Genomic DNA, 20055 nt, shown 5'->3' on the forward strand with positions numbered 1-20055 from the left:
TGGTAAAGTCCGCGCCTGCGATTTATCGCATCTTTTACTGCCTCTTCAATCAAAAGCACAAGGTTAAGCTAATGCCATTTTCTACTCTCTCTTTGAGTTCTGAGCTGATTCACGCACTGCCAAAAGACTTTAAGAAGCCAACTGATATTCAGGCTTTGGCTATTCCTGAGCTACTCAGTGGTAAAGATGTGTTGGCATTGGCAAATACAGGCAGTGGTAAAACCCTTGCGTATGGTTTGCCTTTGTTGGAAAAGCTAAGTGTAAATCCAGAGCAAAAAGCGCTGATTCTAGTACCTACACGTGAACTGGCGACACAAGTGAGCGAGGCGATTAACCAAGTTGGTCAATCTATTGGTCTCAACGCAGTGTGTTTGTGTGGTGGTGTTGATAAAGAGCAGCAACTACAAGCACTTGCGTCAAATCCCCACATTCTTGTGGCGACAACCGGTCGTTTAGTTGATCTGGTGAACAACGGTTTGGTTCTGAGTAATATCCATTATCTAGTGTTGGATGAAGCGGATCGTTTGCTGGATATGGGCTTTTGGCCAGACGTGCAAAATATTGCAGGGCAGATTTCAAACCAGCGTCAAACCGCGATGTTCTCAGCAACGTTTTCTGATGAGTTGAAGGGCAAAGCCAAGCAACTCATGCACGCACCAAAACAGGTAGCAGCGCATCAAGAAAACAGCACCAATCAAGCTATTGCCGAAACGCTGTATCTCGTCAACAAAGGCAGCAAAACCAAAGCGTTGGTTGAACTGATCAAGCAAAATGCATGGGCGCAGGTATTGGTATTTATTGGCGCGAAAGAGAACGCTGATGGTTTGGCGAAGAAATTGAACAAAGCTGGAATTACAACCAATGCGCTGCACGGTAATAAGAGCCAAGCAGAGCGAGAAGAAGCGTTGGCGCAGTTTAAGTCCGGGCAAACACAGGTGTTGATCGCTACCGATCTATTAGCTCGCGGTATTCACATCGAGCAACTACCAGTAGTAATTAACTTTGAATTGCCAATGCATGCGGAAACATACGTTCACCGAGTTGGGCGCACAGCGCGTGCTGGCGAGCAAGGTGTCGCAATGTCGCTGGTCTGCCATGGAGAAACCGAAGCGCTTACAGCGATCCGTAACTTGACGCAACGTGAATTGCCAACGCAAGACCTTGAAGGTTTCCCTGTAACGGATAAGCCATCAACAGGCGAAAGCAAGCGCGCCCCACGTGATAAAAAAGCCAATCGCCGAACCAATGCCAAAAAGAGCATTAAGCAGTTTCAAGGTAAGCCGAAACGTCAAGCGCCTAAAGCTAAATGAGCAAAACCAAATAAAAAAAAGCCATCGTAATGATGGCTTTTTAATTAAATGGAGTGTGTGTCTAAATAGGGGTAGTGCTTAGAAGTTGTAAGAAACTGTCGCGCCTACTGCCCATTGGTTTGCACTGTCTACGATAGAAGAATCGCTGATGCCACTACCTAGACGAGTGTATTGTGATACTTGGCTGATTTGCCAGTGCTCAGTGATTGGCACTACCAGTTTGTAACCTAAACCGTAGTTTACGGTTGCATCGCCTTTGTATGCTTTGCGGTTTGCACGTGCTTCTTTGTCTGTTACACCGAAGTAGTAATCAACGTAATCTTTGCTTTGGTAAGACACGCTCGCAAATGGTACGAAATCAACATTACCGATATTCATGATATGGAAGTAAGTAGCACCGCCTTGGAAGCCTTTGTAAGCACCTGATACATCATGTTGTAGGTAAGTTGAGATCACGTTGTTTGGATCAAGTCTGAAATCTGCGTTCAAACCTAGATCGATCGCGATATCACGTCGTTTCGTACCTTTTAGGCTTTTCGCTACATCGCTATCACGAGGTACACCGCTACCTACCACGTAAGCACTCATGTTAAGTAGTTCATCGTTGTCACCTAGGAAACGGTAGTTAATACCGCCTAAATCAGCGTTGAAGTCTTCACCATGGTAGCCACCGTTTAGAACTGGCGCAGTGTTGTGTTTTTGGTCTTTGAAAAGATCGCTCGCTTGTACTACGCCAGCTTCGACCATCCAGCCACCTTCGTTGTTGTAGATGTTACCGTTACGAATGTAAGTATCACCCGCTGTTGCCGTGCCTGCAGCCGTCAACGTTAATAATGCAATAATTGTTTTGTTCATTGTTCTGTCCCAGTTGTTTGGTTTTGAACACTGTACAAAATAAAATTGTAACCCTCTATCAGCAGAGCGTATGGAAGTGTAATGATGACTTTAAGAAATGTATGGTTTCGCCTAAAAAAAACGCTAAGAAGTAGAACCATGCCCGCTGTGAAGGCATGGTTGAGATATTGGTATAGATGATCTCTATCGCCGTTGAGATGGTTTAACTGGGTTTGCGGTGAAGGTACTTCATGACTTTCCCTTGCTTCCACATCATAACGCCTGTGATAGCAACGACGGGAACAAGTACAAATAACGTTAACGTCATGAACATTTCATTTGCCTTCAGCGGTGAATAAAGCGCTGCACCTACCAACAGCGCACACAATATATGCATCCATCTTAAAACCAATCTTACTAACTGTCCGCTCATTGCCTTTCTCCTTTGCTTTGTTTCAATACACGATACAGAGCAAAGTGATGACGGTTTTGGCTTTGAGATAAAACGCCTAATAGCGTTATAAGTGAACGTATAGGATGATGAATGGTTTTATGCTGAGCAGATAACTTTCGGAATGTGTCTAAGACCCAACATTGAGCACCCGTCTTCCAAGTAGCTATCGGTGACAACATCGAAGCCGAACTTGCCGTAGTAGTCTTTCAAGTGCGCTTGTGCGGATATAAAAATGCTGTCGGTCGGGTAGATCTTTCTTGTGGCATCGAAACTCACTTGCATCAATTGGTTACCGATGTTTTTCCCTCTGTAGTCCTCTGCAACGATAACGCGACCAATACACACGTCATTGGCATCAGAGTTCAGCAAGGGTAAAACGTCAACGGGATATCCGAGTTTCGGAGGCATAATACGACTATAAGCCACCAGACGTTCGTTATCATACCCCATCACGTGGTAGGTGTCGGGATGGTTATCCTTACCATCCAAATCGCTGTATGGCGTGTTCATGTCTACGATGAAAATATTGACTCTTTGCTGCAAAAAATCGTAAAGCTCTTGAACAGACAGATCTGCGAATTTCTTAATTCTCCATTCGAGCATCATGCTTCCCCTTGTATTATTTTGGGTACAACATAAAGAGTATTTGTACGGGATTCATTAACCTTTGTTAATTGCTAAGTTCCAGCTTAAATACAGATTTACGGTTTTGAACGGCTAAAAAGCAAACGCCCCACTGACTTGGTCGTGGGGCTAATATTGAAAGGGATACGCTTTGTTCTCTCGGGGAGTCAAAACGGGAATTAACCCGCAGTCGGACCAACCAAACGCATTTCCCAATCTTCGACTTCACCGGTTTCTAAGCGGCGTTCAACAAGCTTGCCCCAAGATTCAACCAATGGAAGTTCCGCTAGCTGGCTTAGCTCTGTTTTATCTAGGCAACCAGTAAATACTGCGCCCATGATGCGAGCCAATGACCAGTCTGGGTAAGGTCTTTCGCACAGAATAATCTCGTCACCTGCACCGATATCGCCCTCTTGTAGCACTCGGAAGTACCAGCCTGTTCGAAGCGTGTCTTGCAGTCTTCTCGCCATGTCGTTTTGCTCGAAGCGGACGTTGAGTTTCCAACAAGGCATACGCCCTTGTGACACTTCCAGCAAGGTTGAGCCGATGCGGATCTTATCTTTCAAGCAAATGGACGCTTCTGTTACGCCGCTTGAGCTTAAGTTCTCACCGAACGCGCCAGCTGATTGGAAAATCGCTTTGTCGCCCAACTCTTGTTGCCAAATCGGATAGTGCTCGCTTGGGTAAATATGAAGGGCTTTTTGAATCCCACCATGAAAGCGCGGATCGCCTTGTTCGTCGTTGGTAAAACCCAGTTCTGTTGCGTGCTGACGCTGAGGTAGAACCTGTTTGTTAATCGCACTTTTCGCACCATGTGCAAAGGCAACGGTTTTACCTGCTAATACGCTGTTAACTACGCCTAACTTCTTCATATTCTTTCCTTATCACCTAAAGCTGATTTGCCAAACGGCGTGAGACAAAATCACGTTATCGCTCACCCAATGATTTGAATACCGGAATCGCTGCCAGTACTTCAATGCGCTTTTCTGTGCTTTTTAAGTAGCGCGTTTCGCTATCTGAAACCAACACATGACGTTGATAACCTTCCGTTTTAGGAAACTTGGTTAACACGGTTTCAAGCGATGCTTCGCACTTGTCTTGGTTGATGTTATCAATATCGACTTTGAATAAGAGTTGGTTTTCTTTGGATATTTCAACTTGATATCGCATACGTTGCACCTCACGGCTTCATTCACTTTGCCGAGCATGATAGCCTAGTGAACTTGTGTCAGAGTAGGGATGTAAGGACAGTTAATGATGCCAACCCGCCAAATCGATTCTCACTCCGGTGTCATGACCTCCAATGAGATGATGGCTGCCAATCCTCACTCTCCAGCTTTGGTTAAGACCATCGACATGCCGAAAGGTTACATTGATGCGCTGCACCAACACACGTGGCATCAAGTCATTTTCCCGATCAAAGGGCTATTGCAAACCAAAACCGAGCACTACCAACACCTTGTGCCTCATACCTCTGCGCTGTTTGTACCTGCGGGTATTCAACATGAATCCATCGCGCTAAGCCATACGACATTTGTCGGTATCTATCTAAACCCTAAGTTTGGTACTGAGTACGAGCATCAAGTTAGAACTATCACTCTCACACCGTTCTTAAACGAGTTGTTACAGGAAATACGCCGCCAGTGCGAAGGGGTCGTCAGTGATGAGGAAGTATCACGATTGCTTGGCGTGTTGCATGATCAAATCATGAAAGATAACGTGCAGACCTTTCAGTTACTGCTGCCAGAAGACCGACGCTTAAAGCTGATATTTGAAGCGCTGACCGACACGCCAGCATTGGATTGGTCACTCAAACAGTGGGGAGAGACAGTAGGCGCATCTGAGCGAACATTGTCGCGCCTGTTCTCCAAAGAGTTCAACACCTCATTTCAACTTTGGCGGCAACAAATTCGGCTGATTTATTCGCTCTCTTTGCTAGATGAAGAGCTCTCGATCCAAAGCATTGCCGATCAAGTGGGGTATCAAAACGACTCTTCTTACATCAAAGCGTTTAAAGCCTATTTTGATGTCACCCCACAACAGTTTCGCGTGAATGGTCGACGGGGATAGTGAGTCCAATCTTGCCCACAACATCAGTCTCGTCCATCACACTACTCTAACGGCAACTGGAAAGTACTCTTGATTTCCTTAACGGAGACGTTGGATTGAATGGCGCTGATGCCTTTCACGCGGCGAATAGCACTGATGCGGTCAAAATATTCGTCTAAATCTCTCGCCACCACTTGCACCATATAATCTGCGCTGCCAGCAATGCAGTGACACATTAAGATCCAGTCGGTTTCTGCGACAAAGTCTTCAAAAGGCGTGGTGTTTTCTACCTCATGACTGCCGAGGGTAACCAGAGTAAAACCAGAAACTTGGAAGCCGAGCTTTTTGCGGTTCAACTTCGCGGCGTAACCCTCAATGTAGCCTTCCTCTTCCATCTTTTTCCAGCGCCGCCAGCATGGCGTTTCACTCAGGTTAACGGTTTCAGCGAGCTTGGAATTACTCATGCGACCATCTTTCTGAATATGGTCAAGAATGGCGAAATCGGTACTATCCAATTCAAAATTGGTGGATTCTTTCTTTTTCATAATTGTATTAGAAATAGTCTGCTCAAATTGACTTTTATCGTAGCGCAGATAGCAATTTTCTTTCTACCCAAATCGTTAAACTGTTTCCCATATTCGTTGATTACTTTTTGGGAGAGAGTGCATGAGTGCTCAATTGCTAGCGGCATTTTTGTTGTTTGCCGTTTCTATTTCTTTAACGCCGGGAGCAGGTAACGTCGCGCTGTTAGGTATTTCAAGCCGATATGGGTTTTCTGCGACCGTGCCGTTTGTATTGGGCAATGCAGTCGGGGTGATCATCATGTTGGTTGGTGCAAGTGTGGGGCTTGTCAGTTTGTTTACCCTTTACCCAGATTTGTACACAGCGTTGAAGTGGATTGGTGCGGTCTACCTGCTGTATCTCGCATGGTCGATTGCCACAATGGAACTCGACAACGATTTGAATGCGAAAAAGTCTGGCTTTTTATCTGGCATTTGGGTGCAAATTCTTAATCCGAAAAGTTGGGTTGCGTCGCTGACGGTGTTCTCTCAATTTATCTCGCCAAACAATGATTACCTGACTCAAGTGGTGATCATCATTAGCGTGATGGTAGGAACCGGTGTGCTGGGGATGTTTGCGTGGGCGTACTTTGGCACAGTATTGAATCGCTTTATTCAGTCACCACAAAAGGTGGTATGGGTGAACCGATGCATGGGCAGCAGTCTCGCTTTAGTGGTGGTGTTTATGTTGAGTCAGCCCGTTTAAGCTCTTATCCAATTTGACGTGCGCGCCGAGAAAACGTTATATACCCGTTTCGCTATGGCGCGTCATACTTCCTCTAGCAGTCCCGTGGTATCCAAATGAGCTTAACCAAGACCAACTCGCATAAGACAAACACTCGCGTTAATCAACTGAGCTTTGGCTCGCCAAGTGTGTCATTGGTGTTGGAGCATGTTGAGCTAGAGCTACTCGCTTTGGGCAAAGTGCGCGTGCAAATCGAAGCCACAAACATTAATCCAAGTGACCGATTGTCGATTCTGGGAGTAGGGCAGTATCGTCGTGTGCATGTACCGCCGCGAGTGCCCGGGTTTGAAGCGGTAGGGCGTGTGGTTAAGATAAACGATCCGCACCAAAGCGAATTTCACATCGGGCAAAAGGTGCTGGTGGCACAAAGCGGGACTTGGCAAAGCTATGTCGATGCGCCAGCGGAGAATGTCTTTGCAGTGCCGGAAGAGCTTGAGAATGGCTACGCGTGCCAGTTGTATATCAATGCCCTGACGGCTTGGGTGATCACCACTCACGTTGCCAAGTTAGGTAAAGATGACGTGGTGATCATCAACGCGGGCAATTCTGCGATTGGTAAGATCTTCGCTCAGTTGTCGCACTCACTTGGATTTACTTTAATTGCGATAAGCTCCGCGCCAGAGCGTTATCCATACGATTCCATTGCAGTGTTAGATAGCAAGCAAGATCTGCAATCTCAAATTGATGCCCGAGAGTTACCTCAACCCAATGTTGCATTCGATGCCATTGGCGGCAAGTTGGGTACAGAACTCATCCAAATTGTGCGTAATTCGGGAATATACATCAATTATGGAACGCTTTCACTCACCCCTTATGAGCCAGCTTTCTTCGCTTGTATGAAGCAAAACAATATCGACTTCAGTACGTTCTTTTTGCGCTATTGGGAAGAGTCGGTTGGTAAGACCGTTCGCAAACAAGTCTTTGCCGAGATGCTAGAACACTTTATGGAACACCAAATACAACTCGATGTGGATTGCTACCTTCCGTTAGAACAGTTCCAGCGCGCCTTCGAGCTGATAGAAGATGAGTCGGTCACGCTGCAAGGCAAAATCATTCTGACCATGTAGTAACTGTATTCAAACACCTTGAGGTTACTGGGTAAATTGAAGAATAAAAAAGGGATGGCATTCACCATCCCTTTTGTGTTCTAGCCAAGAGCAATTGAGGTGCCTTTAACTCGCGATAATTTCATCCATTAGGCGATCGATTTGTACTACGACTTGTTCGCTGGCGTCTTCCATGGCGTTAATTGCAGTCACCATGCCTGCCATGTTGCCAGATTTGGCTTGGCTCATTGCTTCACGTCCACCGTCATGCACGCCTTTGTGTGGTTCTTCAAGCAATGCATAGCTTCTTAAGTGGCTGTAAGCCTTGCCATCGCCACGGTAGTACCACTGACCCAAGCGACACTCAGAGTGGCTATTAACGGTTTCACCAAACGCGCCCTTTTGTAGGAGACGATAGATATTGTTCTTCCAAATAGCGTGGTCGAGTTTGACCGTATCCAAGAAAGCGCGTGTGGAAGCAATATGGATCACCTGTTGCATGTGTTCCGATTTCACGACCACTTCGTTGACAATAGAACCAATCTGCGCAGAAGAGGCAGACACTTCCTCAGCACAAGTTTGGTTTTCATCAATCGAGGTTTTAATCGCGTTCACTTGCGTTAGTACTTGGTTCACCAAAGAATCAATCTGCTCACTGGCTTCGCTGGCTTTGCCGGCAAGGTTTCTTACCTCATCTGCTACCACGGCAAATCCGCGGCCTGCTTCACCGGCTCGTGCTGCTTCAATCGCTGCATTTAATGCCAACAAATTCGTTTGGTCAGAAATCTCTTGAATAGTCGATACAAGAAGGGAAATAGAAGTGGCAGTTTTATCTAATATTTGAACAGATTCAATGCTTTGTGAGGCTTGCGTACTGATCTTCACGGCTCGGTTATCAAGACGAGCAAGAGCTTGATGAGTCTGCTTAAACATTTCATCTAGTTGTTGCAGTTCTTGGTTTTCATGCGCCATAGATTGCGCACTCTCCACCATCTCTGTTCGAATGGTTTGGAGCATATCTCCACCTTTCAAACTGCTCGACATCAACTCATCACTATTGTGGTGTTCCTGTTGAGCGGAGCGAACAAGCTGCTGAGCCTCTTGGAGCTGATTTTCCAGAGCAGCAACGTCAGTTTGGTACTTCTGTTTGAGGTCTGCTAATTCTTGCTTTAGCAGCTCATTTTCTGATTTGATTCGTTTTAATCCAAACATAGGTTCTATAAATGTGACAGGATGTTAAAAAATCCATGCTAATCGAGTTGGATATCGAATACACGATCACTTTCATATCTTTGCTTGGTGTAATCACACTTTTTCGGTAGGGCTTTATACAAACAAGAGGTCTCAGATTTTGTTGCTTACCTGATAACCTCTGTTCTTTCTATCCGCTCATGAGCCGTTTTTAAAGCTCTTGCATCAATTGGATGTAGTTACCACAGGTATCGTCAAGTACCGCAATCATGACCGTGCCTGCTTCTCGTGGCTCAATTGAGAACTGCACGCCAAGCTCAGTTAATCTTGCATATTCTTTATTCAGGTCATCGACCGCAAACGACGTCCATGGGATTCCGGCTTCTTTCAACGCGTCTTGGTATACTTTTGCTGGACCAAATGCCATCGGTTCTAACAATAATTCCACGCCAGATTGCTCTTGTGGAGAGACCACTGTTAGCCATTTGTGCTCACCAATTGGTACTTCTGTTTTTTTAATGAAACCAAGGATATTGGTATAGAAATCGAGAGCTCTATCTTGATCGTTAACAGGAACGCTGGTTAGGGAAATTCTGATCACGGGTATTTACCTTTACTGTTTTGGAATAAGTAAAAGATAGCGAAAGCTTGGCTCAAAAACTTATTCTAGATTGCTTTTATATATTTTTTGAAACGCTTTGGGGGAGTAACCTGTGCTCTTTCTAAAGACACTCGAAAACGTGGTTAAGCTCTCATAGCCAACCTGAAAACAAGTATCCGTAATCGAGTGACCTTCCTTGAGCAGCACTTTGGCTTTTTTAATCCGCATATCCCTTAAATAGCTTCGCGGCGTGACACCATACATCTGTTTGAAAATCCGCACATAGTGAAAGCGTGACATAAAAGCCGCTTTGGCTAAGTCGTTTAGCTCGATGTTTTCTGAGTGATGCTTTTCCATAAATGCCTTGGACTGCCTGATCAGGAGGTACTGTTTTGGGCTCAACGGCATCTCGCTGTACACGCGATCGATTTCTTGTTCATAAAAGGTTTTTGGGCGAGATGGCATCGTATTTCACAAAGCGAAAGAGAGTGATTTTAGTCTAACACTGGAAGCAGATTCGTGGAGGTTATCTACTTCTCACTTTACTCAAAACCGTCCAACACCCACTTCCTCGCACTTTTTTGCTCTTTTCTGCTGAGTGATTTACTGACGATGCCTGGTTCATTCTGAATAAAAATAAATCACTCATTAACGTAAAGAATGTAAATGAGATTAATTATCATTAATGTTGTGTATTATGCTTCGCACCACGTTGTTGTTTATAAAATATAAGTAGTATTATGAAACTGAAGTCACTATCAGCAGCCATCACCGTTGCCATTGCCTCTTTTGCTGCTCACGCTTCCGATGAAAATATTGTTGTTGTCGGTTCTGCCCTTGATCAACTTGTTCAAACTGAGATTAACGCTGAAACGTTAGAGCTCAAACAAGCGTCGGATATTAAAGACGTATTGAACACCATGCCGAGTGTTACGGTTGACGGTAACGCTCGTTACTCTCGTAAAGTTTACATTCGCGGTATGGAAGACAAATTCTCTGTCGTAACCATTGATGGTGCGCGTCAAGAAGGTCAGCTATTCCACCACTCGGGCGACCAAACGTTCGATCCTGCGATGCTTAAGTTAGCTGAAATCACGCTAGGTGGTAACTCAGTACTGTCTGGTGCTGGTGCGATTAACGGTTCATTTAAATACGAAACGAAAGATCCCAGCGATCTACTTTCGGAAGGCGAAAGCGTCGGTGCTCGCGTTAAAACGGGGTATCAAACGGCTTATGAGCGCTTCACGACGAATGTTGCGGTTTACGCGCAGTTGAATGATGAACTTCAGTTGATGGGTATCATCAACTACTCAGAAGACGGCGATCTTTACATTCCTGGTAAAGATGACGTGACTTCAAAGCAAGGTGAACTGAAATCTGGCTTGGTGAAGCTAGTCTTCGTTCCAAACGATGCTAATGAATTTAAGCTTACTTTTAACACCTACCAAGATGGCGGTAAGCGTCAGCTATCGGGTGAAAAAGCAGGCGCACTTTACCTACATGATGATCACAACTACAACTCACTTAACCGTGATACCGTGACGTTCGAGCACCGTTTCGATAATGGAAGCGACTTGGTTAACTTAAAAACCAACTTGTACTACAACCGTCAATACATGGAACGCGACGCGTTAGTCGAAGAGTACGGCGATTGGAAGAAGGTGAACGGCGCTTGGGAATTCACCAAAGATGGTGACCTATCAATTCCTGATCGCGAATACAACGTGACGACCATTGGTGGTGACGTCCGCAATATCTCTTGGGTTGGTGAACACGAGCTGACTTACGGCTTCGAAGGCTACAAAGCGGAGCAGTGGATTGACTCTGGTTTAGGTCACTACACCTCAGGTTCAAAGCAAGGTCAAACGAAGAACTACGACATGGATGGCGGTACTGTAACGGCTTACGGTATTTACGCTCAAGATGCGTTTGAGATTAATGACTTCCGTTTCGTAACCGGTCTTCGCTACGATGTTCATGAGCTGGGTGGCGTGTTTAAAGGTAAATACGATCAACTATCGCCTAAGTTCCAAGGTGAATACCAAACCACAGACAACCTAAAACTTCGTATTGGTTACGGTCGTCTATTCAAAGGGGCTTCACTGCCAGAAACGCTAACCATGAAAGCGGCGAGCGATGTTAAACAGTCTGATACCAAAGCGATGACGGGTAACAACTACGAAGCAGGCTTTGATTACGACATGTCTGGTTTGCTGATGGCAGACGATGCAATCCTTGGTTTTACTGCTTACCAGTATGATCTAGATAACCAAATGCACCCAACCAAAAACAACACAACTTTGGTAAACCAATACGATGTTGAAGTTTGGGGTGTAGAGACGGTATTCACCTACAGCATTGAAGACTTCGCGCTTTACGCAAACCACTCATACTCTGATGGTGAGCAAACGAGCCTGAAGAATGGCAAGAAGAGCCACATGAACAAAACTGGTATCCATAACATCAAGGCGGGCTTCAAGTACGATCTAACCAGCGAGTTTGTGTTCGGCTGGGATTCACGTTTCGTTCCGGGTAATGATTACAAAGACGAAGATGGTGACAAGATTGAACGTGCAGGTTTTGCAACGCACAACCTATGGGCGGCTTACGTACCAGATTTTGCAAAAGACCTATCACTTAACCTAGCGGTAGACAACCTATTCAACAAGCAGTACGCAGAGCATACAGGCTTTGGTATTTCTTGGGGTTCAGATAAGTACACTAGCTACGAAGCTGGTCGTAACTTCAAAGCGTCAGTGGCTTACAGCTTCTAAGTGATAAATTACTCTTAAAAACAAAACCCCGATAATTGGTTATCAATTATCGGGGTTCTTTTTATCTAACTTTGCCTATCAAGGTGCAACAAGCATTACTTGGTATGGAAGATCTGCTCGGTTTCTAGCGACGTCATCGCGCGAACTTGACGCCAGATGTAGTAGAAAATACCAAACATCATCAACATACTTGGGATAGCAATCATTGGGTAGCTGTAAAGGGTGAGCTTACCCAACTCTTCATTGAACGCCGCTGTGCCCGATGGACTAGTTACAATCCAAGTTGCTAGAAAATAGTTCATCGCAGATGAGAAAGCGAACGTGCTAGCGAACAGATAGTTCGACGACATCAGGCAACGCTCAAATGCTTGCGTTTTACCATTCTGCTCTAAACGTTCGTTAATCAGTTGTAGGTTCAAGATGGTATCGTTCAATACAAGCTTTTGCATTAGCGGATAACGAGTGAAGGTTGAGCCTAACACTGCAATACCTATCAGGCCTGGAATCAACGCCTCTTTTAACGCTAACCAACGTGTGTCTAGCTCTAACAAGCCAATACCACCGGTTAACAGCACACTGATAAAACCAAGTGCAGAAATGAAGTTGAATTTCTTGTTGCGGATAAGATCCATGCCGCCATAAACCAATGGGAACGCCAAGGCAACAACGAGTGCCATTGCTGTACCTAAGTGTTCTTCACCGCTGAACTTCATCAAAATGAAGGAAGGGATGATGACGTTAAACAGGACTTCGAATAATGGATTCGACTTTTTCGCCGTGGTGTTACTCATAATTTTACTGACTCTACTATGTCGGCTTGGGTTTTACTTTGTGAGAAGTGTTCTACTCCTTGCGCCAGATGTAAAGTCTTAAAGCCCCGAGTTGTGTAACGACTTATGAAATGGGACGGTAATATTGCTTTATTTCCGTAAGTTGTGTTTGGCGGGGCAAATATGTGCTGCATCGTGATCTCAAAACCGCCGTGCGCTTAAAACGCTAAATTTGGCAGTGTTCACAAATTCTCATCTTCCTTACTATTTACCGTGAATCATTCTTAGTTCGTTTAACGCGCATTACGTTGTAATTGATTCTATCAATGCTTTTAAAATCCATCTCAAACCGCTCTGATATAAAAAATAACAATATCATCGTCAATTAAATCAATTTTTAGCCGCTTATTTTTCACTCCATCATACGTCATAGAAACAGCAATGCTTTCCGCAAGAGAAGCACACGAATTTAGTTGTCCGTATCGGAGTTTAGAATGAAAAAAGTAAGTGCAGTGGCTGCCGCAATTACATCTGTTTTAATGACAGGTGCCGTCTTTGCTGAGACCGAAGTGGCGTTAGATGTGATCGCTGGTGATGAAGCCGCACCCGTTGTTGAAAAAGTAAATGGTACCGATGTTATCGCTGATGGTTGGGAAATCTTCGGCTATGCGTCAATGAACTTTAGAACTGTTGATGGCAAATCAGTGGATACTGAATTTGGCAAACCAGATTACAAAACAGCAGGTACACACGGTAAGAGTACCAACCAAGTTGAATTCATCATCAAAAAGCATACTGAGCACGCGAACGGTGTTTGGTCTGACTTTGTTGTTCGCTCTGAATATGGCAACGGCAACTCTTATGCCTACTCTTCTGCGGGTAGCCAAAAAGACAATACCACTGCACAGTTTGAAGTGAAGGAAGCGTTTGTTGAAATCGGTGCGCTGCCTTACTTTGGGGAAGACACCTCGATTTGGGGTGGTCAACGCTTCCTAAATCGTGCGTCTGGTCTGTTATCTGGTGAGTTCTGGAAGCAGTCATCAGGTGTTGGTGCCGGTATTCAAACTAAGCTCGCTGGCAACACCGCAGGTATCGCGTATGTGATTGCCGATCCAGACGCAGGCGCACCAGATGTGTTGGTGTGTGAAGACAACAGCAATGCGTCGACGTGTGAGATTGTTAAAGCCAATGCTGAGCGCACTACCGTTTCTACTTTGGATTTCTACTACTATGGCGTAGATGTGGGCTTCGGTAGCGTAGATTTCGACTTTAAATACATGCAGCAAGAAGGCAAAGACAATTCTTCAGATGATGGCTTTGGCGCTGCAATTACTTTGAACACGAGTTACTACGGCTTAGACGGTTGGACGCAAAACGCACTTGCCTACGGTAAAGGTGTCGCGCAAAACCGTGGCGTGAACTTTGGTGGTTGGTCTGGCGGTGACGATAAAGCTGAATCTCTATTCTTCACTTCTTACGGTGTGCTAAACATCTCTGAAAACTGGCAGATGGGTTCTGAAATTACCTATATCGGTGCACTCGACCAACTGTTTGGTGCTGATGACTTAAAACGCTACCTTGTGGCTGTCCGTCCTTCTTATAAAGTGAACGATAACCTTCGTCTTGAGATGACGGCGTCTTATGGTCATGAAGAAGGGGCTGAAGGCTACTGGGGACGTACAGGGGATGATGTCGAAAGTGATATTTACAACATCGAACTCGCGGCGGCGTTTACTGTAAACGCAGACTACTTTGGTCGTCCTCAAATCAAACCTTACGTGAGCTACATTACCGCTGATGATGAAGCGAGCGCGCGTCAGATTGGCATCGAGGATGGTAGAAATGAAACCGTGATTGGTGTTCACACCGAAATTTGGTTCTAACCACACTTTGCAAAAGGCAGCGAATAGCGCTGCCTTGTTTGCTTTTGAATGATTGTTTAGCAGATCTGTTTTACCTTGAGAAAGAGAGATAAATCATGCAGAAAAACCGTGTAATCCTTGCCCTCATGTTGAGCTCGGCGTTAACCGCATGTGCGGCTTCTCCAACATTGGAAGCGACGACGTTGCAATCGGTGCCGGAAGCGGCAGTTTGCTGCAACAACTTCTCTGAATTTCCATGGTTAGAGCTCGGCACTAATGAGCAAATTGAGTTTTCGATTAATGCGGATTCGCCGGTAGGTCGCTTCGCTGAAGGGAACAGCTATTTTGCTGCGTTTAAGTTGCCAGCGCGTTCAAGCAAAGTGAATATTCAGCTTGCCAGCCATATGGTCAATGGCGAGGTTTTCGCGCCTAAGCTGATCACTTTAGATAAAGCGTTCAATATCGTGAATATCAATGATCATGATAGCTTTGATATCGAAACCACGGGCATGCTTACACGCACTCAATACCAGCTGAGCTTTACGCTCGACGTTGAGAAAACGCCTTACTTTATTGTTTATACTGATGAAAGCGAGCTAGGTGATTCGATTCAAATTCCTCATCCTGCCAAAGAGCGTGCTGTGGAGTTGGGTCAGCCAATGCCGATGGTGACCGACCCGAAATATACTTATGAAGCTTTTGGCTCTTTGGAAGTGGCGATCAAAACCTTATCGTTAGCCGCGCCTTCACGTACCACAGAGACACAGAAAGCGGCAGTTGTGGTGGCTCCGGTAAAATTGTCAGCGCCAGCATCAGCAACCATGCAAACATCGTCAGCAGTAAGTTCGAACACGAAATCGGCATCAACGAGTGTTCATGCTGATACACGAGCCTATTATTTTGAATCTATTCGAGCAGCAGTGAAGAACAACCAAACATCAAAAGCGATGACGCTGCTAGAAGAAGCCAACCGATTGGGTATCGACGGCGCACAGAAAGTGTTTGTTGACGCCGTAGATAACAAGTAACTCCATTATTAAAGTGTCTATTTTTGGACCTCAGAGAGCGCTTTCGCGCCCTCTGAGTTTTTTTAGTCTCTAGCAATACATAGCTTTTCTGCAGAACGCTTGTTGAGCAAGTAGTTCTCTTCCTCAAGCGCTCGGTGCGATAGTGCTGGGTTAGGTTGAGTGAAGGTTAATCCCTCCAACAAAGTAACTGGTGCTAATGGTTTTAATCTGGTTTTTACACCATCACGATTACACTTCATTTGCCCGGATTCTGGGTACCATTCGATCTCAATTGAACCGTCAATCACATCGGCTTCAATGCCGACCTCATATTCCTGACCGCGCAGTTTCACGATGAACTGAACTTCAGGTTGAGGGCGTTCAAACTCAAATGAGAATTTGGTTTTCTCAGCTTGTTCGACGTCAACATGCAGGGCGTTGTTATCACCAAACGGCAGTCGAGCGCTTAGGTGTTTCCAAGTTGATGGTAAGCTTGGGCAAAGCTTGATGGTGTTGCGCGAGAGCTGTGGCGTAAAGCCGAGATAGTCTTGCTGAGTGTTACGAGCAAATTCCGACACTGACCACGCTTGAGCATAAGTTCCGCTTTGAATGACGGACGTCGCAGACGCTTGGTAAGCATCCAAGTTTTCGCTCATGGTGCCGCGATGTCCCTGATATAAAATCTGATGGGCTAAGTTTTTGCTCAGTTGATACGCTAAATCTTGTTGCTGGTAACGGGTAAGTGCGCCCACAGTGAAGCCTGCGTTCCAACCCCAAATGGTCCCATTATGGTATGCCGCATCTTTGTGATACTCAGGGCGGTTGTCATGATAGGGGTGGAATCCTGGGTGCTCTTGTTGCAAAGAGCAGATGCCCCAAGGGAAAAGCAGATGCTCGACGCTGTTCTTTACAATGTGCTGCCCAATATACTCTGGAATTAAGGCTTGGCTGGTCGGAATGGTCAACGTCATTAGCTGGTTTGGGCGAATACTGATGTCTTTCACATCGTCTTGCTTGAGATGATCCGCTAAGCACATGGATTCGCTATCCCAGAACTTGTCGATAAAGCTGGCTTTCACTTTGTTCGCCAAAGTTTGGCAATGTTCCGCTAAGGCGTGGTCACCATTCCATTTTGCAAGTTGGTTTGCCACTTGTAGACTCTCAAACCACAATGCTTCGATGTCGTTGGCTTTCGGACCACGAGGTGACCATGGGATCTGACCGTTGATCTTGGCGTCCATCCAGGTATCGGGATCGCGATGTCGCATCAAGCCATCATCATCGAGATAGTGCTTTTCAACCCCTTCAATAAAGCGCTCTATGATGGGCAACATTTGCTGGGCGAACTGTGTATCACCGGAGTAGTTAATGTATTCGAAGATCTCGCGAATCATCCACGGTGTGCCGTCGGTCGTGTTGTAGATGATATTAGTCTCGCTGGTGACACGGTTTGGAATTCGACCATGATTTTTGTCTTTCAGATCATCTAACTGCATCGAAGCAAAGTTGGTGATGATGTCGCGGGCTTCGTCAAACTCGCCATTCACTAAACTGGTGCCGGGCAGCGCGATAAAGGTGTCTCTGCCCCAACAGTCTTTAAACCATGGCAACCCCGCCCAGATGCCGGTACCCAGCTCTTTATTGACGAAGGTTCGGCTGGCCAATCGTGCCCACATAACGGCGCGGTTGTATTCCAGATCGTCACACCAAAAATAGTTCTTGGTCAAAAACTCAAATACTGCGTTTTGATGTTTCAACTCTGCATGTTCGAGGGCTGCATTTTGTGCTTGTTGGATAGCATCGGTTTTGTTGTTGGAGAAAGCAAAGTAGGCAGTGAAGCGGTTCGTTGTGGTCTCTGAACTGAGCTTAATTTGAATGTTTTGGCTGCCGGATAGTACGTTATCACTGACGTTCGAATCTCTCTCATTGAGCGTTTGTGCTCGGAAGCTTTGGTTTGCGCTGATCGCGATAAACGAGAGCGAGCCTTCAGGGCAGATGTCTGGAGCGACAGAGATAAGCAGGCAATCTTCCAACGCTTCTACTTGGCAGTACGATGGATTGAGGTTGAGTTCAGGAAACAGTGCCAACATTTCGCTGCTGGTGGATTCCACATTCAGTGCAGCAAGGCGTTGCCCTGCGATCAAGGACAAGCCATCTTTACTGGCATTCTCATAATGATGTTCGATTCCATATGGCATTAAGCAGGCATACTGCGCCTGTGTTTTTTCGTTGAATGCGTTGCCAATGCTTGAGGCAAAACCACCTAAATACCAACCTTGATGATGGCGATAACGTGCCGTGCCCAAAGCGCTGTGTGTGGTGCCTTCATAGTAGCCGTCGAGGTTATCACCAAACACAAATGGGAAAGGCGTTTCGCTCTTGATCGCCAACGCCTCGAACAACTCATCGAGCGGAAGGATTTTGGCTGTGCTTGGCAATGATTTAGCGGGGATAGGACCTGATTGCGAAGTGATGAGATGATCGAATTTCAATTGAGTGAGTAAGGAGGCGGTGTCTGCCATTGCGGGTTTGACGCTTAGACTTGGCGACGCTGTGCTGAAGTCGAGCGTCAGCAAATAACGACCTGATTGTTTTGGTTCAAACACCAAATCATTACCAATGCCTTGAGTTGGAATAAGCGAGAGCTTTTGATTCAAACTGATATTCACTGCTTTAATATCATCTGCGGCGAACGTCCATTCTTCGCTGCCATTCAAATCGGCGATTTTGAATTGGTGTCTATCGGCTGGGAAAACTACGCTAGCTTGTAGTTGGTGCTCATCAATTGGCTGGAAAGGCGTATCTAGCCCCCAACCATTTAGTGTGCCTTTCAGATATAACGTTGGGTATTGGGGCATATTCTAGAGTCTCATAAAATAAAAAAGGCACAGCGAACTGTGCCAAATACGAACATGAAAGAATTAGCGAACAATTTGTTTTGCTGCAGTGTCTAGGGCGTCTTTCACGGTTTGCTTGCCTTGCATCGCGTTATCGATAGCAGCACCTTCCGCAAAGAAGTAAGACGTCATTTGAGGGATGTTCGGCATGATCTCGCCGTTTTCTGCGTTGATCATGGTTGATTTAATGCGCTCGTCACTTTCCAGCACTTTCTGGAACGATTTTAGTGTCACGGCACCAAGTGGCTTGTCGTCATCCATGATCTTCAATGCGGCGTCTTGGTATAGGTAGTTTTCTAGAAACTCAACAGCCAGATCTTTGTTTGGGCTTGATGCGTTAATACCCGCACTCAAAATGCCAACGAATGGGTTACCTTTACCGCCGTTTAAGGTTGGCAACACGGCAACGCCGTAGTTCACATCCATTTTGTCTAGGTTGCCCCAAGACCACGGACCGTTGATGGTCATTGCCACTTCACCTTTGGTGAACGACGCTTCGGATACTGAGTAATCCATATTTGGATCGACGATGCCTTTGTTGACCATGTCGACAAGGAATTGCAGACCAGCCACACCCGCTTCATTGTTTACACCCGTGTCTTTAGCATCGTAGCCTTCTGCTGTTTTACCAAAAGCATAAGCGCCGCCAGCTGAAATCATTGGCCAAGTGAAGTAAGCGTTTTTCACGTCCCACATGATCGCTTTCTTGCCTTGTTTTTGCATCGCTTGGTGGATGGACTCCAGCTCTTCCCAACTCTTAGGTGGGTTTGGCAACAGGTCTTTGTTGTAAATTAGAGAAGGGACTTCGATAGCCAGAGGGTAGCCAAAGATTTTGCCATCTACAGTGACCGCATCCCAACTGAAATCGACAAGCTTATCTTTAAACTCTTGGCTCGGTTTCACTTCTTGCAGTAAGCCCGCTTGAGCGTAGCCACCAAAACGGTCGTGTGCCCAGAAGATGATGTCAGGACCACCGCCTGTCGCGGCGTGTTGTTGGAACTTTTCTTCTAGAGAATCCGGGTGCTGAACATTAACTTTAATCCCCGTATCTTCTTCGAATTGTTGACCAATTTGGCTCAATCCTTGGTAAGACTTATCACCGTTGATCCAAATGATGATCTCACCTTCCTGCATTGCAGAAACAGAAGGCGCTAAAAGAACAGATAAAGTGCAAAGCGAAAGTGTTTTTAGAATAGGTTTCATTGCGATAGATTCCTTGTTTCAAACCTAGTGACTGGACGTCAGCTGTTGTTTCACGGTTTGATAATACGGGGATGCACTTAGCGGTTAAAATTGATTTCTTTGTCGTTGGTATTACATTTTTCTATATC

General features: G+C 45.6%; 19 protein-coding genes. 7 read left to right on the forward strand and 12 right to left on the reverse strand.

Translation table 11 applies throughout. The features are described 5' to 3' along the window. Positions 1-71 precede the first annotated feature (71 nt). Positions 72-1310 carry a DEAD/DEAH box helicase gene (locus tag J4N44_RS17320; protein ID WP_009695851.1) on the forward strand — a complete coding sequence of 413 codons (1239 nt, stop codon included), beginning with the start codon at positions 72-74 and terminating at the stop codon, positions 1308-1310. Positions 1311-1388: 78 nt separating this feature from the next. On the opposite strand, the gene ompV is transcribed toward J4N44_RS17320, so the two are convergent. The 5 genes from ompV to J4N44_RS17345 form a co-directional block, all read right to left on the reverse strand. Next, the gene (ompV, locus tag J4N44_RS17325; protein ID WP_009695852.1) at positions 1389-2165 is read right to left on the reverse strand and encodes an outer membrane protein OmpV; all 777 of its coding nucleotides are present in this window, start codon (positions 2163-2165) and stop codon (positions 1389-1391) included. A gap of 202 nt (positions 2166-2367) precedes the next feature. Then, positions 2368-2577, reverse strand: a complete 210-nt coding sequence (locus J4N44_RS17330; protein WP_005449994.1) for a hypothetical protein — start codon at positions 2575-2577, stop codon at positions 2368-2370. A gap of 117 nt (positions 2578-2694) precedes the next feature. Further along, positions 2695-3201: a GNAT family N-acetyltransferase gene (locus J4N44_RS17335; RefSeq protein WP_252045802.1), complete on the reverse strand. Its 507-nt coding sequence runs from the start codon at positions 3199-3201 to the stop codon at positions 2695-2697. A gap of 200 nt (positions 3202-3401) precedes the next feature. After that, positions 3402-4094, reverse strand: a complete 693-nt coding sequence (locus J4N44_RS17340; RefSeq protein ID WP_009706630.1) for an MOSC domain-containing protein — start codon at positions 4092-4094, stop codon at positions 3402-3404. Between the two features lie 55 nt (positions 4095-4149). Next, the gene (locus tag J4N44_RS17345) at positions 4150-4392 is read right to left on the reverse strand and encodes a hypothetical protein (protein WP_009706629.1); all 243 of its coding nucleotides are present in this window, start codon (positions 4390-4392) and stop codon (positions 4150-4152) included. Positions 4393-4476: 84 nt separating this feature from the next. Between J4N44_RS17345 and J4N44_RS17350 the strand changes: the two genes are divergently transcribed. Then, a complete protein-coding gene (locus tag J4N44_RS17350; RefSeq protein ID WP_017189843.1) occupies positions 4477-5292 on the forward strand; it encodes an AraC family transcriptional regulator in 816 nt (271 codons plus the stop codon). Positions 5293-5333: 41 nt separating this feature from the next. Here the strand turns inward: J4N44_RS17350 and J4N44_RS17355 are convergent, their stop codons facing one another. After that, positions 5334-5816, reverse strand: coding sequence for an Lrp/AsnC family transcriptional regulator (locus J4N44_RS17355; RefSeq protein ID WP_005450000.1), 483 nt, complete (start codon positions 5814-5816; stop codon positions 5334-5336). 121 nt (positions 5817-5937) lie between these two features. On the opposite strand from J4N44_RS17355, the gene J4N44_RS17360 reads away from it, so the two are divergent. Continuing rightward, the gene (locus J4N44_RS17360; RefSeq protein ID WP_252045517.1) at positions 5938-6537 is read left to right on the forward strand and encodes a LysE family translocator; all 600 of its coding nucleotides are present in this window, start codon (positions 5938-5940) and stop codon (positions 6535-6537) included. A gap of 95 nt (positions 6538-6632) precedes the next feature. Continuing rightward, entirely contained in the window at positions 6633-7643 is a 1011-nt protein-coding gene (locus tag J4N44_RS17365; protein WP_252045518.1) for a zinc-dependent alcohol dehydrogenase family protein, read from the forward strand. A 105-nt stretch (positions 7644-7748) separates the two neighbouring features. Here J4N44_RS17365 and J4N44_RS17370 read toward each other — a convergent pair whose 3' ends face one another. The 3 genes from J4N44_RS17370 to J4N44_RS17380 form a co-directional block, all read right to left on the reverse strand. Further along, a complete protein-coding gene (locus tag J4N44_RS17370) occupies positions 7749-8834 on the reverse strand; it encodes a methyl-accepting chemotaxis protein (RefSeq protein WP_009695860.1) in 1086 nt (361 codons plus the stop codon). Between the two features lie 190 nt (positions 8835-9024). Beyond that, positions 9025-9414: a VOC family protein gene (locus tag J4N44_RS17375; protein WP_017818265.1), complete on the reverse strand. Its 390-nt coding sequence runs from the start codon at positions 9412-9414 to the stop codon at positions 9025-9027. Between the two features lie 60 nt (positions 9415-9474). Beyond that, a complete protein-coding gene (locus tag J4N44_RS17380) occupies positions 9475-9879 on the reverse strand; it encodes a helix-turn-helix transcriptional regulator (RefSeq protein ID WP_005450005.1) in 405 nt (134 codons plus the stop codon). A 275-nt stretch (positions 9880-10154) separates the two neighbouring features. Here J4N44_RS17380 and J4N44_RS17385 point away from each other — a divergent pair, with 275 nt between their 5' ends. Then, on the forward strand, positions 10155-12188 hold the full coding sequence (locus tag J4N44_RS17385) for a TonB-dependent receptor (protein ID WP_053049242.1): 2034 nt from the start codon (positions 10155-10157) through the stop codon (positions 12186-12188). A 95-nt stretch (positions 12189-12283) separates the two neighbouring features. On the opposite strand, the gene J4N44_RS17390 is transcribed toward J4N44_RS17385, so the two are convergent. Continuing rightward, the gene (locus J4N44_RS17390; RefSeq protein ID WP_005450007.1) at positions 12284-12979 is read right to left on the reverse strand and encodes a VC0807 family protein; all 696 of its coding nucleotides are present in this window, start codon (positions 12977-12979) and stop codon (positions 12284-12286) included. A gap of 473 nt (positions 12980-13452) precedes the next feature. On the opposite strand from J4N44_RS17390, the gene J4N44_RS17395 reads away from it, so the two are divergent. Both J4N44_RS17395 and J4N44_RS17400 read left to right on the forward strand, forming a co-directional pair. Further along, positions 13453-14841: a carbohydrate porin gene (locus J4N44_RS17395; protein ID WP_252045519.1), complete on the forward strand. Its 1389-nt coding sequence runs from the start codon at positions 13453-13455 to the stop codon at positions 14839-14841. Between the two features lie 95 nt (positions 14842-14936). Further along, positions 14937-15848: a MalM family protein gene (locus J4N44_RS17400; RefSeq protein WP_029788373.1), complete on the forward strand. Its 912-nt coding sequence runs from the start codon at positions 14937-14939 to the stop codon at positions 15846-15848. 62 nt (positions 15849-15910) lie between these two features. On the opposite strand, the gene J4N44_RS17405 is transcribed toward J4N44_RS17400, so the two are convergent. Together J4N44_RS17405 and malE are read right to left on the reverse strand one after the other, a co-directional pair. Next, the gene (locus J4N44_RS17405) at positions 15911-18685 is read right to left on the reverse strand and encodes an amylo-alpha-1,6-glucosidase (protein WP_252045520.1); all 2775 of its coding nucleotides are present in this window, start codon (positions 18683-18685) and stop codon (positions 15911-15913) included. Between the two features lie 63 nt (positions 18686-18748). Continuing rightward, positions 18749-19927 (reverse strand): maltose/maltodextrin ABC transporter substrate-binding protein MalE, encoded by a 1179-nt coding sequence (gene malE / locus J4N44_RS17410; RefSeq protein ID WP_005450011.1) that lies wholly within the window; start codon positions 19925-19927, stop codon positions 18749-18751. Positions 19928-20055: the final 128 nt, after the last annotated feature.

The sequence above is a fragment of the Vibrio sp. SCSIO 43155 genome, assembly GCF_023716605.1.
GTDB classification, from domain to species: Bacteria; Pseudomonadota; Gammaproteobacteria; order Enterobacterales; family Vibrionaceae; genus Vibrio; species Vibrio harveyi.

What these genes read in the sequence shown, in the direction of transcription:
- J4N44_RS17350 (WP_017189843.1), top strand. Translation starts at nt 4,477, where the DNA reads ATGATGCCAACCCGCCAAATCGATTCTCACTCCGGTGTCATGACCTCC.
- J4N44_RS17320 (WP_009695851.1), top strand. Translation starts at nt 72, where the DNA reads ATGCCATTTTCTACTCTCTCTTTGAGTTCTGAGCTGATTCACGCACTG.
- J4N44_RS17385 (WP_053049242.1), top strand. Translation starts at nt 10,155, where the DNA reads ATGAAACTGAAGTCACTATCAGCAGCCATCACCGTTGCCATTGCCTCT.
- J4N44_RS17370 (WP_009695860.1), bottom strand. Translation starts at nt 8,834, where the DNA reads ATGTTTGGATTAAAACGAATCAAATCAGAAAATGAGCTGCTAAAGCAA.
- J4N44_RS17400 (WP_029788373.1), top strand. Translation starts at nt 14,937, where the DNA reads ATGCAGAAAAACCGTGTAATCCTTGCCCTCATGTTGAGCTCGGCGTTA.
- J4N44_RS17380 (WP_005450005.1), bottom strand. Translation starts at nt 9,879, where the DNA reads ATGCCATCTCGCCCAAAAACCTTTTATGAACAAGAAATCGATCGCGTG.
- J4N44_RS17390 (WP_005450007.1), bottom strand. Translation starts at nt 12,979, where the DNA reads ATGAGTAACACCACGGCGAAAAAGTCGAATCCATTATTCGAAGTCCTG.
- J4N44_RS17335 (WP_252045802.1), bottom strand. Translation starts at nt 3,201, where the DNA reads ATGCTCGAATGGAGAATTAAGAAATTCGCAGATCTGTCTGTTCAAGAG.
- J4N44_RS17355 (WP_005450000.1), bottom strand. Translation starts at nt 5,816, where the DNA reads ATGAAAAAGAAAGAATCCACCAATTTTGAATTGGATAGTACCGATTTC.
- malE (WP_005450011.1), bottom strand. Translation starts at nt 19,927, where the DNA reads ATGAAACCTATTCTAAAAACACTTTCGCTTTGCACTTTATCTGTTCTT.
- J4N44_RS17365 (WP_252045518.1), top strand. Translation starts at nt 6,633, where the DNA reads ATGAGCTTAACCAAGACCAACTCGCATAAGACAAACACTCGCGTTAAT.
- ompV (WP_009695852.1), bottom strand. Translation starts at nt 2,165, where the DNA reads ATGAACAAAACAATTATTGCATTATTAACGTTGACGGCTGCAGGCACG.
- J4N44_RS17395 (WP_252045519.1), top strand. Translation starts at nt 13,453, where the DNA reads ATGAAAAAAGTAAGTGCAGTGGCTGCCGCAATTACATCTGTTTTAATG.
- J4N44_RS17405 (WP_252045520.1), bottom strand. Translation starts at nt 18,685, where the DNA reads ATGCCCCAATACCCAACGTTATATCTGAAAGGCACACTAAATGGTTGG.
- J4N44_RS17345 (WP_009706629.1), bottom strand. Translation starts at nt 4,392, where the DNA reads ATGCGATATCAAGTTGAAATATCCAAAGAAAACCAACTCTTATTCAAA.
- J4N44_RS17360 (WP_252045517.1), top strand. Translation starts at nt 5,938, where the DNA reads ATGAGTGCTCAATTGCTAGCGGCATTTTTGTTGTTTGCCGTTTCTATT.
- J4N44_RS17340 (WP_009706630.1), bottom strand. Translation starts at nt 4,094, where the DNA reads ATGAAGAAGTTAGGCGTAGTTAACAGCGTATTAGCAGGTAAAACCGTT.
- J4N44_RS17330 (WP_005449994.1), bottom strand. Translation starts at nt 2,577, where the DNA reads ATGAGCGGACAGTTAGTAAGATTGGTTTTAAGATGGATGCATATATTG.